Below are 14,114 nucleotides of genomic sequence, written 5' to 3' on the forward strand. Positions count from 1 at the left end.
GTCTAGGGAAGCGCGCCTCGCCCGCGCGGTCAACGGGGTCGCCGGACGGTGCACGGCGCTTGCCCGGCGAGCGCCCTCACTCCTCGCGCATGGCGCGCGCGATCTGGTCGGCGAGCGGCTTCATGAGATAGGAGAGCGCGGTGCGCTCGCCGGTCTGAACGAAGGTCTCGACCGGCATGCCGGGAACGAGTCGCTGGCCGCCGAGGCGGGCGCGCTCGGCGGGCGGAATCGCGATACGCGCGACATACCAGCTCTCCCCCGTCTTCTCGTTGCGGCTGACATCGGCGGCCACCGTGCGCACCCGCCCCGCGATCTCCGGCGTCGTGCGCTGGTTGAAGGCGGAGAAGCGCAGGGCGGCCTCCTGGCCCGCATGGATCTGGTCGATATCGGCGGGCGCGATTCGCGCCTCCACGACCAGCGCGTCGTGATCGGGCACGATCAGCATGATCGTCTCGCCCGGCGCGATGACACCGCCCACCGTGTGCACCGCCAGCTCGTGGACGATGCCGTCCTGCGGTGCGCGGATGTCGATGCGGGTGAGCTTGTCGAGCGCGGCGATCCGTTCCTCCGCGAGCTCGGCGAGCTTGCCGTCGACATCGCGCAGCTCGGTCAGCACCTCTGTGCGCAGGTCCTGGTCGAGCTGGAGGATCTGCAGTTCGGTCTCCGTGATCCGTGCCGCCGCGCGCGCCATGTCGGAGACGAGCTGGCCGCGTTCGCCGGCAAGCTGCGCCTTGAGGCGGGCGAGCTCCGCAAGCCGCGGGAACGGGACCAGCCCCTGCTCGTGGAGCCGGGTGACGCCGTCGAGCTCCTGTTCGATGAGGTCCAGCTCGTCGTCCTTGGCATCGCGGCGCGCGACGAGCCCTTCCGTCTCCTGCCGGATCTGGCCGATGCGTTCGCGAAGCTGCTGCTTCTGGCCGAGAAGCGTGCTCCGGCGCGAGGCGAAGAGCGCCTTCTCGGCCGCCACGAGCTCGGCGATCTCCGGATCGGCGAGGCGGTCGGCCAGGGCCTCGGGCACCGACAGCCCGTCGGCCCCGTCGCGCTCCGCGGCAAGACGCATGCGCCGAGCGGAAAGCTGGTCGATCTGCTTTTCGACAACGGCGAGATTGGCACGCGTCAGCGTATCGTCGAGGCGGATCAGGAGCTCGTTCGCCTTCACCCTGTCGCCGTCGCGCACGCGGATCTCGCCGACAATGCCGCCGTCGCGATGTTGGACGCGCTTCACATTGCCCTCCACCACCACGGTGCCGGGCCCCATCACCGCGCCGGAGAGCTTGGCCGTGGCCGCCCAGCCGCCAACGCCGGCGACCATGAGCACGACGATACCGAAGCCGACGGCGATGTTCACACGCAGCGACCGGCGCGCGGCCCGGTCCGGCGCGGCGTCCTCCTCAGCCCTGCGAGACAACGGCGAGCCCTCCCGGTTCGGGGTTGCGCTGAACGGTGGCGTTGCGCAGCACCTCGTCCTTCGGTCCGAAGGCCTGCTGGCGGCCATTGCCGATCATCACGACCTTGTCGAGCGCCTTGAGCGCACTCGGCCGGTGGGCGACCACCACCACGATGGAGCCGGCCTCGCGCATGGCCGAGATGGCCGCGGTGAGCGCGGTCTCGCCATCGGCGTCGAGATTGGAGTTCGGCTCGTCGAGCACGACGAGGAAGGGCTGCCCGTAGAGCGCCCGGGCGAGGCCGACGCGCTGGCGCTGGCCGGCCGACAACACCGCGCCGCCCTCGCCGATGCGGGTGTCGTAGCCGTCGGGCAGCGCGAGGATCATGTCGTGGACGCCGGCGAGCCGGGCCGCGGCAAGGATCGCCTCGGAGGAGGCTTCGGGGTCGAACCGGGCGATATTCTCCGCCACCGTGCCGTCGAACAGCTCCACCGATTGCGGCAGATAACCTATGAAGCGCCCGAAGACGTCGCGGGGCCACTGGTCCGGCGTCGCCCCGTCGAGCCGGATCTCGCCCTGGGCCGCCGGCCAGACCCCGACGAGCGCGCGCGCCAGTGTCGACTTGCCGCTGGCGCTGGGTCCGATGACGCCGAGGCCGTCGCCCGCCTCGAGCGCGAAGCGCACGCCCTGGAGCGTCGGCACGCGCAGGCCGGGCGGCACGACGCCGAGGCCCGAGACGTCCAGCCGGTGCTGCGGCGCGGGCAGCGCGGTCGCCGCCTGCGGGGCGTCCGGCCGGTCGACAAGCAGGCGCAGGCGCCTGAGGCTCTGGCGCGCGGCGAGGAAGCCCTGCCAGTGGCTGACGGCGAGCTCCACCGGAGCGAGCGCGCGCGACATGATGATCGAGGACGCGATCATGGCGCCCGGCGAAATGGCGTTCTCGATGGCGAGATAGGCGCCGGCGGCGAGGATCCCCGACTGCATCACGAACCGGAAGGTCTTGGTGAGCGAGGAGAACAGCGCGCCGCGGTCGGCCACGCGGTTCGCGGCCTCGTGGTGCTCCGCGCTCAGCCGCCCCCAGCGTTGCTGCAGGTGGGGCAGCATGCCCATGGCCGCGACGGACTCCGTGTTCTGCCGGCCCATCTCCGCGAAGGCGGACCGCTTGGCCTGCCTCTCCGCCATGGCCCGGGAGAGCTTCCGGGTGGAGAGTTCGTTGACGAGCATCAGCACGACGAGGATCGCCGCCCCGCAGGCCGCCACCGCACCGAGCAGGACGTGGAACGAGAAGATCACGAGGAGATAGAGCGGCAGCCACGGCAGATCGAAGATCGCGACCGGCCCCTGGCTGCCCACGAACTGGCGCAACCGCTCCAGATCGCGCACCGGCGTCGCCCGCTCGCCCTGCGGCCCGGCGCGCAGGGGCACCATGAGCTCCGCGGCGAAGCAGGCCTGCGACAGGGACGCATCGAGCCCGCGCCCGACCCGGTGCAGAACCCGCGACCGCAAGGCCTCCAGAAGGCCGAAGAAGGCGTAGAGGCCGGCGGCGAGGCCGGCGAGCGCGATCAGCGTCGGGATGCTCCGGCTGGCGAGCACCCGGTCATAGATCTGCATCATGAAGAGCGGCCCGGTCAGCATCAGGATATTGATGACCAGGCTGAACAGCACGACCGCGCCCAGCGCGCCGCGCAGGCGGGCGAAGGCCGCTCCGAGCCGCGACTGCGCGCGCATGTCCGCCTGCATGCCCGTCATGCCGCCCCTGCCATACGGCCGGAACGGCGCAGGTCTTCGCATGCCTGCGCGGCAGCGTGACGGCCCAGACAGGCGGGCGCGATGGGCATTGGCGGCTCTCCCAGGATCGAGACAGGACATGCGGGGCATGCCGGCGCGAGCGCTGCGGCATGCCTTACCGTCGATTAGCCAATGCGATTGACAGATACGTGACGGACCGGCGCCCTGTCCTCAGAGCGCCGCGGCGGCCCGGGCCGCCTGGTCGTAATGGCCGGAGAGCGCACGCAAGGTGGCGGCGACGGCGGAGATCGCCTTGGGATCGAGGCCGAGCTCGCGGACCGCCTGGACGAGCAGCGCCTCGCGCACCTTGCGGTAGGCGCGGCAGACCTCCATGCCCTTCTCGGTGATGGCGATCACCTTCTCCTTGCCCGCCCGCGTGCTCTCCACGAGGCCGCGTTTCTCCAGCTTCTTGATCGCATAGACGACCAGATGGGTGTCCTCGATGCCGAGCACGATGCAGATATCGGCGAGCCGCTTCGGCCGCTCGCGCAGATTGACGGAATGGAGCACGAGCACGTCCATGGCGCTCAGCCCGGTCTCGCCGGCCGCCGCCATGCAGCGCACCATCCAGCGGTCGAAGGCGTGGCCGGCCAGAATGAGGCCGAACTCGTATTCGGCGAGCTCCGGCAGGCTCTCGTCGTCCGACTGGTGGCTGAGAGAAACGATCGGACCGGAGGGGGTGTCCCGTGTCATCTGTCCTTAACCCATTCTCCGCGCGTGCAGCCATTCCCGCACGCCATACGGAGGTCGTCTATCACGAATGGAGGATATCCGACAGACACGCAGCCGGGGAGCCTCCTCGCCCGATCTGTGAACAGGCAAGGCCGGCCGACCGCCGCGACTGCGCCCTACTGGCGGGATTTCGGCGTCTCCGACCCGTTCTTTTCCTTGTTGTGATTGTTGTTGTTCCGGATCGGATCCACCGCGGGCGGATCGCTCGCGGGAAGGTTTCCTCAAGGCTTTCGTCGAGAAGCTCGTCCAGATGCTTCTTCTTCTCTTCCCTGGAGGGCTTGGGCGTCCCGCCGGGCGATGTGGATTCCTTCGGTCGGCTCGTCATCGTACTGCTCCCGCGTTGCGGATTGCGGCGGCAAGGCGTCCCGGTCCCCACCGGTGTCCCTAGTAAGGTAGGTGGTGCGAATACCATATGAAAGGTCAGGCGGCCCGCGAGACGTGAAGCGTAGGCCCATGCCGCCGCCACCGGCTTTGACAAGCATCAAGTCGGTGCGCAGCCCCTCGGCCTAGGCTCCATGAGGTGCGGCGCTCCTGTTGCCGGAGGGTCGCCGGGCGTTCAGTCCAGGGAGACACGACATGGTGAAATCGCAATCCTGGCCGAAGGGCACCCCGCCGCTGGAGATCGCGACGGAAAAGGTCTGCTACATCGTCATCAAGGCGCGCGAATTCGACGCCAAGGACATCGCGACCATCCCCGATCCCGGCTCCAACGCGGCCGACGACATGATGTATTCGGTCCTTGAGGACCGCAGCGACGACCCCGTCCTGGAAGAGCTCACAAGCGTGATCCAGAATCTCGACGAGGACGAGCAGATCGATCTGGTGGCGCTCGCCTGGCTCGGGCGCGGCGACGGCACGCTGGCCGACTGGGCGGAGCTGCGCCGGTCCGCCGCCGAGGCCCACAACGAACGCACCGCCGACTATGTCCTGGGACTGGCGCTCCTGTCGGACTATCTGGAAGAGGGATTGAACCAGTTCGGCCGCTCCTGCGAAGGTGTCGAGCTGGGCCGCATGTGACCGGTCCCGCCAGCGCGGCGCCGGGCCGAACCACGGATCTCCACGAATGGCCGTTCACAATGTCGATATCGCGGACATGTTCGACCGGATGGCCGGCCTGCTCGATATCGAGGGCGCCAATCCGTTCCGGGTCCGCGCCTATCGCCAGGCCGCGGGCACGATCCGCGACCTGCCGGAAAGCCTCGCCGCCATGGTGGCCGACGGGGACGATCTCTCCGAACTGCCGGCAATCGGCGACGACCTCGCCGAGAAGATCTGCGAGATCGTGGAGACCGGCCGGTTCCGCGAGCTGGAGGCGACGGAGAAGCGCATCCCGGCCACCCTCGCCGACCTGACCCGGATTCCGGGGATCGGCCCGAAGCGGGCCCGCAAGCTGCACGACGCGCTCGGCATCGCCTCCCTCGACGACCTCGCCAGCGCCGCCAAGGCCGGCAAGGTTCGCGAGCTCGAGGGCTTCGGCGAGGCGGTGGAGGCGCAATTCCTGGAGGCCATCGAGGCACACCGGTCCAAGAAGCAGCGCTTCCGGATCTCCATCGCAGAGGACTATGCGAAGGGTCTCGAGGCCTATCTGAAGACGGCACGCGGCGTCGCCCGCGTGATCGTGGCGGGCAGCTATCGCCGGCGGCGCGAGACGGTGGGCGATCTCGACATCCTCGCCACCGCCGCCGACGGCGCGGCGGTGATCGACCATTTTACCCGCTATGACGAAATCGAGGACGTGGTGTCGAAGGGCTCGACACGCTCGACCGTCCGCCTGAAATCGGGCCTGCAGGTCGATCTGCGCGTCGTGGCGGAGGAAAGCTACGGCGCAGCGCTTCAGTACTTCACCGGATCGAAGGCCCATACGGTCGCCCTGCGCAAGATCGCTCGGGCAAAGGGCCTCAAGATCAACGAATACGGCATCTATCGCGGCAGGAAACACCTCGGCGGCCGCAAGGAGGAAGACCTCTACGGCGCTCTCGGCCTCGCCCCCGTCCCGCCGGAGCTCAGGGAGAACCGCGGCGAGATCGAGGCCGCGCGCGGCGGGCACCTGCCGGAGCTCGTGACGCTCGACGACATCCGGGGCGACCTCCATGCCCACACCACGGCGTCCGACGGCACGAGCAGCCTGAAGGAGATGGCCGAGGCGGCGAAGGCGATGGGCTACGACTATCTCGCCATCACCGACCATTCCCAGCACGCGACCGTCGCCAACGGGCTGGACGAGAAACGCCTCGCAGCCCAGCTCGACGAGATCGACCGCCTCAATGACGGGATGGAGGGCATCCGCATCCTCAAATCCTGCGAGGTCGACATCCTGACCGACGGCACGCTCGACCTGCCCGACAGCATCCTGAAGCGGCTCGACCTGACCGTCTGCTCCGTCCACTACCATTTCGACCTCGCGTCCAAGGCGCAGACCGAGCGCATCCTGCGCGCCATGGACAACCGCCATTTCAACATTCTGGGGCATCCCACCGGCCGGCTGGTCGGGGAACGCGAGCCCTATCCGCTCGACCTCGACCGGATCATCGAGGCCGCGAAGGAACGCGGCTGCTTCCTGGAGGTGAACGCCCACCCGATCCGACTCGACCTCGACGACGTGCACTGCCGCGCCGCCAAGGAACTCGGGGTGAAGGTCTCGATCGCCACCGACGCCCATTCCACCACGGGCCTGTCGGTCATGCGCTTCGGCGTCGACCAGGCCCGGCGCGGCTGGCTGGAAAAGGCCGACGTCCTCAACACCCATCCGTGGACGAAACTCGAGAAGATGCTCGCCCGGTAGCCTTGCGCGTCATCGCCCGCCTTGGCGCTCATCGCTTTCCGCCGGGCTCTCAGCCTGCGCGCGAGCCCGGCGGAGGACACGCCAGGCAGTCCTGCACCCTGCCGCTCATGCCCGCGAAGGCGGGCATCCAGACGCCGCCCGGCAAGGCATCTCAGCCCAGATCCGGCCGGTATTCGCGAATATCGCCATATTCGACGAATTCCAGCACATTGCCCTCCGGATCGCGCACGAATGTGAGGAAGGTCTCCGGGCGCACCTCCACCGGGTCCTCGCCGGTGAGGAAGGCCACACCCGCCTCTTTCAACCGGGCATTCATCGCCTTCAGGTCGTCCACGATGAAGGTGATATAGGCGATGCCGCCGCGCGCCAGGATCCAGCGCTCCGCCGCCTGCCCGTCGCGCGGGCCGCCGGCGGGCTGGATGAGCTTCAGCCGCTCGCCCCGGGGCGTCTGGATGCGCGCGACGCGATAGCCGCCCTCCGCCATGGAGGCGTCGGCCGCCTTCTTCGGGGGCACGTGGATGTCGTTGACCGCCTGGCAGCCCAGAACGTCCACATAGAAGGCCATCAGCCGGTCGAGGTCCCGGCAGCAGATGCCGATCTCGATGGGCGCTGTCATCTTCATCCCGTGTCTCCTCGCTCAGGCCGCGACCGGCCGGCCCTTGTCCGCCATCAGCTCGCGCAATGCCGCCTCGACCTCCTCGGGCCCCGCCATGGTCGCGCTCTCGAGAACCTTCGACACGCTCGGCGCGGCCTCGCCGCCGGTCACGCGCTTGACCGGCTGGTCCAGCCAGTCGAACAGCCGGCGCTGCACCTCGTCGCCCAGCAGCGTGCCGTAGGAAGTGCCGAGCGCGCCCTGCTCCACGATCAGCACATTGTTGGTCTTGCGTACGCTCTCCCCGATGGTCTCCCAGTCGAGGCTCGCGCGGTCGAGCGAGCGCAGATCGACGATCTCCGCGTCGATGCCGAGCGCCTCCACCACGTCGCGCACCACGCGGGTCATGGCGAGATAGGTCAGGACCGTGACCTCGCTGCCCTCCCGCAGGACCGCCGCGCGGCCGATGGGAATGTGGTAGTCGAGATCGTCGACAGGTGCCGGGCCCGTGCTGTTGTAGAGGTCCACATGCTCCAGCACGAGCACCGGGTCCTCGCAGGCAATGGCGCTGTTCATCAGGCCCACATAGTCGAAGGGTGTGGAGGGCGCGACGATGCGCCAGCCGACGCTGGTGGAGAAGATCCCCGCCGGGTCCATGGAATGCTGCGAACCGTAGCCCGTGCCCATGGCGACCTTGGTGCGCAGCACCAGCGGCATGGCCGTCTCGCCGCCGAACATGTGGCGCGCCTTGCCCACCTGGTTGAACACCTGATCGGCGGCGACCCACATGAAATCGGGATACATGAACTCCACCACCGGGCGATAGCGGCCGTCCATGGCGATACCGCCGGCCAGTCCGAAGAACCCGTTCTCGCTGATCGGCGTGCCGAGGATCCGGTCCGGGAAGTCGTCCGCCAGTCCGCGCGTCGCCCCGTTCGTGCCGCCCTTCAGCCGGTGGATGTCCTCGCCCATCACCAGAACGCGCTCGTCGGTCTCCATGCGCCGGTGCATGACATCGGCCACGACCTCGATGAACTTGCGCTCCTCGACCCGGCCGGAGAAGGTCGCAAGCTCCGCCATGCGCTTGTCCTTCAGCTCCGACAGGTCGCCGCGCACGCCCTCGTCGCGGAAGGCGGGCGAGGGCCACAGCGCATCCGGGATGCGCCGGCGGTTGCCGTCGGGCTCGGTCAGCTCCTCGGCGGCGCGCGCCATGGCATCGCGCGCCCTTTGGCGCAGCGTGTCGACGGCGGCCTCGTCGATCAGGCCGCGCGCCATCATCTCCGCGGCCACCCGGTCGAGCGGATCGCGGGCGCGCCAGTCCGCCTCCTCGTCCTTCGAGCGGTAGCCGAAGGCGCTGCCGGGAAGCGGACCGCTCTGGTGGAAATAGCGATAGACCTCCGCCTCGATGACGGTCGGCCCCTTGCCGGAGCGCATGTGCTTCAGCGCCTGGTCCATGGCGATCCGGACCGCCAGGGGGTCCATGCCGTCGACCCGCCATGAGGGGATGGCGAAGGCCTGCCCGCGCGAGGACAGGCGCGGCTCCGCCGTCGATTCGTCCACCGTCGTCGCCACCGCATAGCGGTTGTTCTCGATGAAGAAGCAGAGCGGCAGGCGCCAGGCGGCGGCGAGGTTCATGGTCTCCAGCACCGAGCCGATATTGACCGCGCCGTCGCCGAAATAGGTGACCGCCACATGGTCCGTTCCGGCGCGGCGATGGGCGAAGGCCGCACCCGCCGCCATGGGCACGCCGCCGCCGACAATGGCGTTGGTGCCGAGCACGCCCGCCTCATCCCAGCGCAGATGCATGGAGCCCCCGCGCCCCTTGCAGAAGCCCTGCGCGAGCCCCATGATCTCCGCCAGCGTGCGCTTGAGCAGCGCCGTCACGTCGCCCGGCAGATCGCCCGTGGGGTCGAGCCCGTCGCGCGCCAGATAGGCGAGCGCCTTGGCGAGGAACTGATGATGGCCGCGATGCGAGCCATTGACCTGGTCGCCGGGCTTCAGCCCGATGATCGAGCCGACCGCGCCGCCCTCCTGCCCGATGCTCGAATGGGCGGGCCCGTGGACCAGCCCCTCCCCGTCGAGCGCGAGCACCGTCTCCTCGAAGGCACGGATCAGATGCAGATCGGTCAGCATGGTGCCCAGAAGCCGCGGATCCGCCTTCGCCCAGTCGGCACTGGTGCTGGCGATCTCCACCCAGGGGGCGTCAACGGTGAGGCGTTTCGTCTGCGGCATGGCTCGTCGCTCTCCTTACGCAGTCCTCAAACATACCCGTAGGCCGTCCAGCCGCCGTCGACGCCCACCACCTGGCCCGTGATGTAACGGGCCTTGTCGGAGGCGAGGAAGACGGCGAGGTCGGCGACCTCCTCCACGGTGCCGAGCCGGCCGAGCGGCGTGCGGCGGTTGAGCGCCGTCTCGTCCAGCCGGTCGGCCTCGACAAGCTCCTCCACCAGCGCCGTCCTCACATAGCCCGGCGCCACCGCGTTCACCCGGATGCCCTTGTCCGCCCACTCGATGGCGAGCGCCTTGGTCATCATCGCCACGCCGCTCTTCGTCGCGCAGTAGGCGAGGCGCTCCGGCGCGGCGACCACGCCATACATGGAGGCGAGATTGACGATGACGCCCGAGCCGTTCGCGATCATGCGCCGGGCGGCGGCCTGGCTGCAGTGGAAGACGCCGGTGAGGTTGACGTCGAGCGCCTTCTGCCAGGCCTTCGCCGTCAGCTCGAGCGTCGGCACGTTCATCGCGATGCCGGCATTGTTGATCGCCACGTCGACGCCGCCGAACGCCTCGTCCATCGCCTCGAAGGTGCGCCCCACATCGGCCTCGTCGGCGACCGAGCCGCAATGGCCGAGCGCGTCCGACGGCAGGGCCTCCAGCGCCCGGTCGAGCCCCTCCCGGTCGAGATCGAGCAGCGCGACGCGGCAACCCTGGCCGGCGAAGGCCTTCGCCATGGCGAGCCCCAGCCCGGACGCGCCGCCCGTGACGAGCACGCGCTGGCCCTCCAGGTCGGGATAGCGCACGTCGGCGGTGGCCTTCGCGTGATCGTCACTCATGACACCTCCAGCCAGTCGCGGCGGATCTCGGGACGCTCGCGCAACTCGTCGGGCGTTCCCTCGAACACGATCTCGCCATGGCCCATGACGAAGACCTTGTGGGCGACCTTGAGCGCGATGGTGAGCTTCTGCTCGACAAGGACCACCGCGACGCCGCGGCGCTGGATGTCGAGGATCACCTCCATCACCACCTCCACGATCTTCGGCGCGAGCCCCTCCGTCGGCTCGTCGATCAGGAGGACGCGCGGATTGCCGAGGAGCGACCGGCACATGGTGAGCATCTGCTGCTCGCCGCCGGAGAGGTTGCCCGCCTTGGTCGCGCGCCGCTCCCTGAGCCGCGGGAAATAGCCGTACATGTCCTCCACGGTCCACGGGGTCTCGCCCGCGCGCCCCGGCTGGACGCCCATCTGGAGGTTCTCGTCCACGGTGAGGTTGGGGAAGGCCAGCCGCTCCTCCGGCACATAGCCGAGCCCCGCGCGCGCCACGGTATAGGGGCGAAGGCCGGTCAGGTCCCGGCCCTCCAGCACGACCTTGCCCGCGCTCGGCGGAACGATCCCCATCATCGCCCTGAGCGTGGTCGACCGGCCGGAGCCGTTGCGCCCCAGGAGGCTCACGATGGCGCCGTCCTCCACGCCGAGATCGACGCCGTGGAGAATGTGGCTCTTGCCGTAATGGGCGTGCAGCCCCTCGACGCTGAGCAGCATCACGCGACCTCCTCGCCCAGATAGGCTTCCTGGACCTGCCTGTTATTGCGGATCTCCTCCGGCGTGCCGGTCGCCAGGATGTTGCCGTAGACCAGCACGGAGACCCGGTCGCACAGGCTGAACACCACGCTCATGTCGTGCTCCACCACCAGGAGCGTCTTGCCCTCGGTGATCTCGCGGACGAGCTCCACCGCCCGGTCCGTCTCCTCGCGCGACATGCCCGCCGTCGGCTCGTCGAGCAGGATGACGTCCGCACCGGTGGCGAGCGTCATGCCGATCTCCAGCGCGCGCTGTTCCGAATAGGTGAGATCGCCCGCCGGCCGGTCGCCCACCTGCGCGAGGCGGACCCGCTCGAGGACCGCGCGCGCCTCGTCGTTCACGCCGCGCATCCGGCTCACCCTGCGGAACAGGCCATAGCGCACGCCATGGCGCGCCATCACCCCGATGCGCAGATTCTCGAACACCGACAGGCGGTGGAAGATGTTGGTGATCTGGAAGGAACGCGACAGGCCGCGCCGGTTGATCTCGTGGGGCGCGAGCCCGGAGATCGTCTTCCCGCGCAGCCGGATATCGCCCGCGCTCAAGGGGAACATGCCGGAGATCAGGTTGAACAGTGTCGACTTGCCGGCGCCGTTCGGCCCGATCACGGCATGGCGCTCGCCCTCGGCGATGTCGAGATTGACCTCGTTCATCACCGTCAGCGCGCCGAAGGCCTTGCCGACGCCTGAGAGCCTGAGGACTGGTTCGGTGTTCATCGTTCCGCCGCTCCTGCAAGTTCGGGGGAGACGCTGCCGGCCCGGTCGGCCTCGGTGCGCTCCAGAACGCCGTCCCAGGCCTGCCGGAGCGCGCGCCGCGCATGCGGCAGAAGCAGCAGCCCTGCCGCGGCCAGCAGAACGGGCACGGCCCAGGTGAGAATGCCGAAGGCCTGCCAGTCGAGGCCGAAGAGCTCGAATGGCGGCCAGGCGCCATCGGCCCGGCGCCGCGCGGCGGCATATTCCGGTGAGAACAGGACCTCGAAGGTCTCCACCAGGAAGATCGTCGCCCCCGACAGGGCCAGCCCCGAAAGGGCCGCCAGCCCGTAGGCCGGAGCGAGTTCCGACCATCTGAGCTGCGACCAGTGGCGCCGGTGCGCGTCGACCAGCCCGCCGATGCCGTGCGGCGCATAGAGCATGACGAGCACGAAGATCAGCCCCTGATAGAGCAGCCAGGACCGCGTCACGTCGGAGACGAAGAAGGCGAAGAGCGTGAAGACGCTCGCCCCGATCACCGGGCCGAAGAACACCGTGGAGCCGCCCACGAAGGTGTGCAGCACCACCTGCGCCGACACATGGGTGGAGAACAGCGTGTAGTTCGCCGTCTCGTTGGAGATCGCCAGGAGCGCGCCGGCGACGCCGGAGAACATGGCGGAGACCGCGAAGATGATGACCTTCGTGGAATGGGCGTTGTAGCCCATGAAGCGCACGCGCTGCTCGTTGTCCCTGAGGGCCAGCGTCAGGCGGCCGAAGGGGGTTCGGGTATAGGCCCACAGGAGGAAGACCGACAGCACCGTCCAGCCGAGCGCCAGATAGTAGACCTCCAGAGGCGAGCCGTAGATTAGCCCGCCCCAGGGCATGCGCATGGAGGACAGCCCCGCCTCGCCGCCGAACAGCCCGTCCCAATGGGGCGCCAGCGAATGGAAGAGCTCCGCTATGGCGAGCGTGACGAGCGCGAAGTAGACGCCGGAGCGCATGGTCGCGAAATAGCCCGCAAAGGCCCCGATGACGAAGCCGCCCGCCGCGCCCGCCAGCGGCAGGAGCGGCGTGGGGAAGGCGAGCCCGCCATCCTCGATGACGACCATGAGATGGAGCGTGGCGAAGGCGCCGACGCCGAAGAAGGCGGCGTGGCCGAAGGACAGAAGTCCCGCCTGGCCGATGAGCAGGTTGAACGCCACGGCGAACAGCGAGGCGATCAGCATGTTGGTCATCGCGTTCTGCCAGCCGATGTCCAGAAGCGGGGGCACCGCAACGAGGACGACGAGGATCGCGGCGATGGTGACGATACGTGCGAGCATGCCGGTCGCCCCCTCAGTTGCGCTCGCCCATCAGGCCGGCCGGGCGCACCAGCAGGACGATGAGCATCAGGAGGAACGGGATGGTGCCGGAGATCGACGACAGGGTGAGCGTGAACACCCCGCCGAGCGCGCGCGCCCACTCGCCCAGCCCGACAAGCGAGAAGAGCCCGGCGAGCGACCAGTCGAGACCGACAGCGAAGGAGGAGAACAGGCCGATCATCAGCGAGGCGATGAGCGAGCCCTCCAGCGAGCCGAGCCCGCCGACCACGACCACCACGAAGACGATCACGCCGAGCTCCAGCGCCATGTTCGGATTGGTCGGGAAGAAGGCGCCCGCGACCGCGCCGCCGAGCCCCGCAAAGGCCGCGCCCGTGCCGAACACGCCCATGAAGACGAGCGGCACATTGTGGCCGAGCGCCTCCGCCATGGAGGGCAGCCGCTCCGCGGCGCGCACCACAAGCCCCGCCCGCGTGCGCGACAGGAGAAGATAGAGCGCGACGAACATGGCGACCGCCACGAGCCCGATGAAGATCCGGTAGAAGGGATAGTCGGTGCCGAACACGGTGAAGGCGGGGAAGCGCAGATAGTCCGGCATGGCGTAGTTCACCGGGAAGTCCCCGTAGAACAGCTTGACCAGTTCCTCGAAGATGAAGGCCAGCCCGAATGTGAGCAGGAGCTCGTGGGCGTGGCCATGCTCGTGGACACGGCGCAGCAGATAGCGCTCCACCAGCACGCCGAGAAGCCCCACAAGGATGGGCGCGACCAGCAGACCGACCCAGAAATCGACCAGAGCCGTGATGGTGTAGGCGATATAGGCGCCCACCATGTAGAAGCTCGCATGGGCGAAGTTCAGGACGCCCATCATGCCGAAGATCAAGGTCAGGCCGGAGGACACCATGAACAGCAGCAATCCGTAGATCACGCCGTTCAGGGTCGAGACGATCAGGAATTCCATGCCGGGTGAACCTTCGCGGATTGAGCCATCACCGAGCGGCCCGCCCGGGCGGATGCGGGACGTCTCTCCCGTCATCCGC

The 14,114-nt window shown here is 68.9% G+C and carries 12 protein-coding genes; 2 read left to right on the forward strand and 10 right to left on the reverse strand.

Translation table 11 applies throughout. The features are described 5' to 3' along the window. Nucleotides 1-76: 76 nt before the first annotated feature. The 3 genes from HW532_RS06895 to HW532_RS06905 form a co-directional block, all read right to left on the reverse strand. Nucleotides 77-1,405, reverse strand: a complete 1,329-nt coding sequence (locus HW532_RS06895; RefSeq protein WP_246479611.1) for an HlyD family type I secretion periplasmic adaptor subunit — start codon at nucleotides 1,403-1,405, stop codon at nucleotides 77-79. Beyond that, nucleotides 1,389-3,128 (reverse strand): type I secretion system permease/ATPase, encoded by a 1,740-nt coding sequence (locus HW532_RS06900; protein ID WP_213163688.1) that lies wholly within the window; start codon nucleotides 3,126-3,128, stop codon nucleotides 1,389-1,391. Before HW532_RS06900 ends, HW532_RS06895 begins: the two co-directional genes overlap by 17 nt. Before the next feature lie 210 nt (nucleotides 3,129-3,338). Beyond that, on the reverse strand, nucleotides 3,339-3,860 hold the full coding sequence (locus HW532_RS06905; protein ID WP_213163689.1) for a winged helix DNA-binding protein: 522 nt from the start codon (nucleotides 3,858-3,860) through the stop codon (nucleotides 3,339-3,341). A 615-nt stretch (nucleotides 3,861-4,475) separates the two neighbouring features. Between HW532_RS06905 and HW532_RS06910 the strand changes: the two genes are divergently transcribed. After that, the gene (locus HW532_RS06910; protein ID WP_213163690.1) at nucleotides 4,476-4,916 is read left to right on the forward strand and encodes a DUF3775 domain-containing protein; all 441 of its coding nucleotides are present in this window, start codon (nucleotides 4,476-4,478) and stop codon (nucleotides 4,914-4,916) included. Between the two features lie 46 nt (nucleotides 4,917-4,962). Further along, on the forward strand, nucleotides 4,963-6,681 hold the full coding sequence (polX, locus tag HW532_RS06915) for a DNA polymerase/3'-5' exonuclease PolX (protein ID WP_213163691.1): 1,719 nt from the start codon (nucleotides 4,963-4,965) through the stop codon (nucleotides 6,679-6,681). Nucleotides 6,682-6,832: 151 nt separating this feature from the next. On the opposite strand, the gene HW532_RS06920 is transcribed toward polX, so the two are convergent. From HW532_RS06920 to HW532_RS06950, 7 genes are read right to left on the reverse strand one after another with little or no spacing between them, the layout of a single operon-like run. After that, complete coding sequence (locus HW532_RS06920) at nucleotides 6,833-7,303, reverse strand: VOC family protein (protein ID WP_246479615.1); 471 nt, start codon at nucleotides 7,301-7,303, stop codon at nucleotides 6,833-6,835. 15 nt (nucleotides 7,304-7,318) lie between these two features. Beyond that, nucleotides 7,319-9,505: an alpha-ketoacid dehydrogenase subunit alpha/beta gene (locus tag HW532_RS06925; RefSeq protein ID WP_213163692.1), complete on the reverse strand. Its 2,187-nt coding sequence runs from the start codon at nucleotides 9,503-9,505 to the stop codon at nucleotides 7,319-7,321. A 26-nt stretch (nucleotides 9,506-9,531) separates the two neighbouring features. Then, nucleotides 9,532-10,326, reverse strand: a complete 795-nt coding sequence (locus tag HW532_RS06930; protein ID WP_213163693.1) for an SDR family NAD(P)-dependent oxidoreductase — start codon at nucleotides 10,324-10,326, stop codon at nucleotides 9,532-9,534. Continuing rightward, nucleotides 10,323-11,030, reverse strand: coding sequence for an ABC transporter ATP-binding protein (locus HW532_RS06935; protein ID WP_213163694.1), 708 nt, complete (start codon nucleotides 11,028-11,030; stop codon nucleotides 10,323-10,325). The genes HW532_RS06930 and HW532_RS06935 overlap by 4 nt, the downstream gene beginning before the upstream one ends. Then, nucleotides 11,030-11,785: an ABC transporter ATP-binding protein gene (locus HW532_RS06940; protein WP_213163695.1), complete on the reverse strand. Its 756-nt coding sequence runs from the start codon at nucleotides 11,783-11,785 to the stop codon at nucleotides 11,030-11,032. Before HW532_RS06940 ends, HW532_RS06935 begins: the two co-directional genes overlap by 1 nt. Next, nucleotides 11,782-13,080 (reverse strand): branched-chain amino acid ABC transporter permease, encoded by a 1,299-nt coding sequence (locus HW532_RS06945; RefSeq protein ID WP_213163696.1) that lies wholly within the window; start codon nucleotides 13,078-13,080, stop codon nucleotides 11,782-11,784. The genes HW532_RS06940 and HW532_RS06945 overlap by 4 nt, the downstream gene beginning before the upstream one ends. Before the next feature lie 13 nt (nucleotides 13,081-13,093). Further along, a complete protein-coding gene (locus HW532_RS06950; RefSeq protein WP_213163697.1) occupies nucleotides 13,094-14,035 on the reverse strand; it encodes a branched-chain amino acid ABC transporter permease in 942 nt (313 codons plus the stop codon). Between the last annotated feature and the right edge of the window lie 79 nt (nucleotides 14,036-14,114).

The sequence above is a fragment of the Kaustia mangrovi genome, from assembly GCF_015482775.1.
GTDB lineage: Bacteria > Pseudomonadota > Alphaproteobacteria > Rhizobiales > Im1 > Kaustia > Kaustia mangrovi.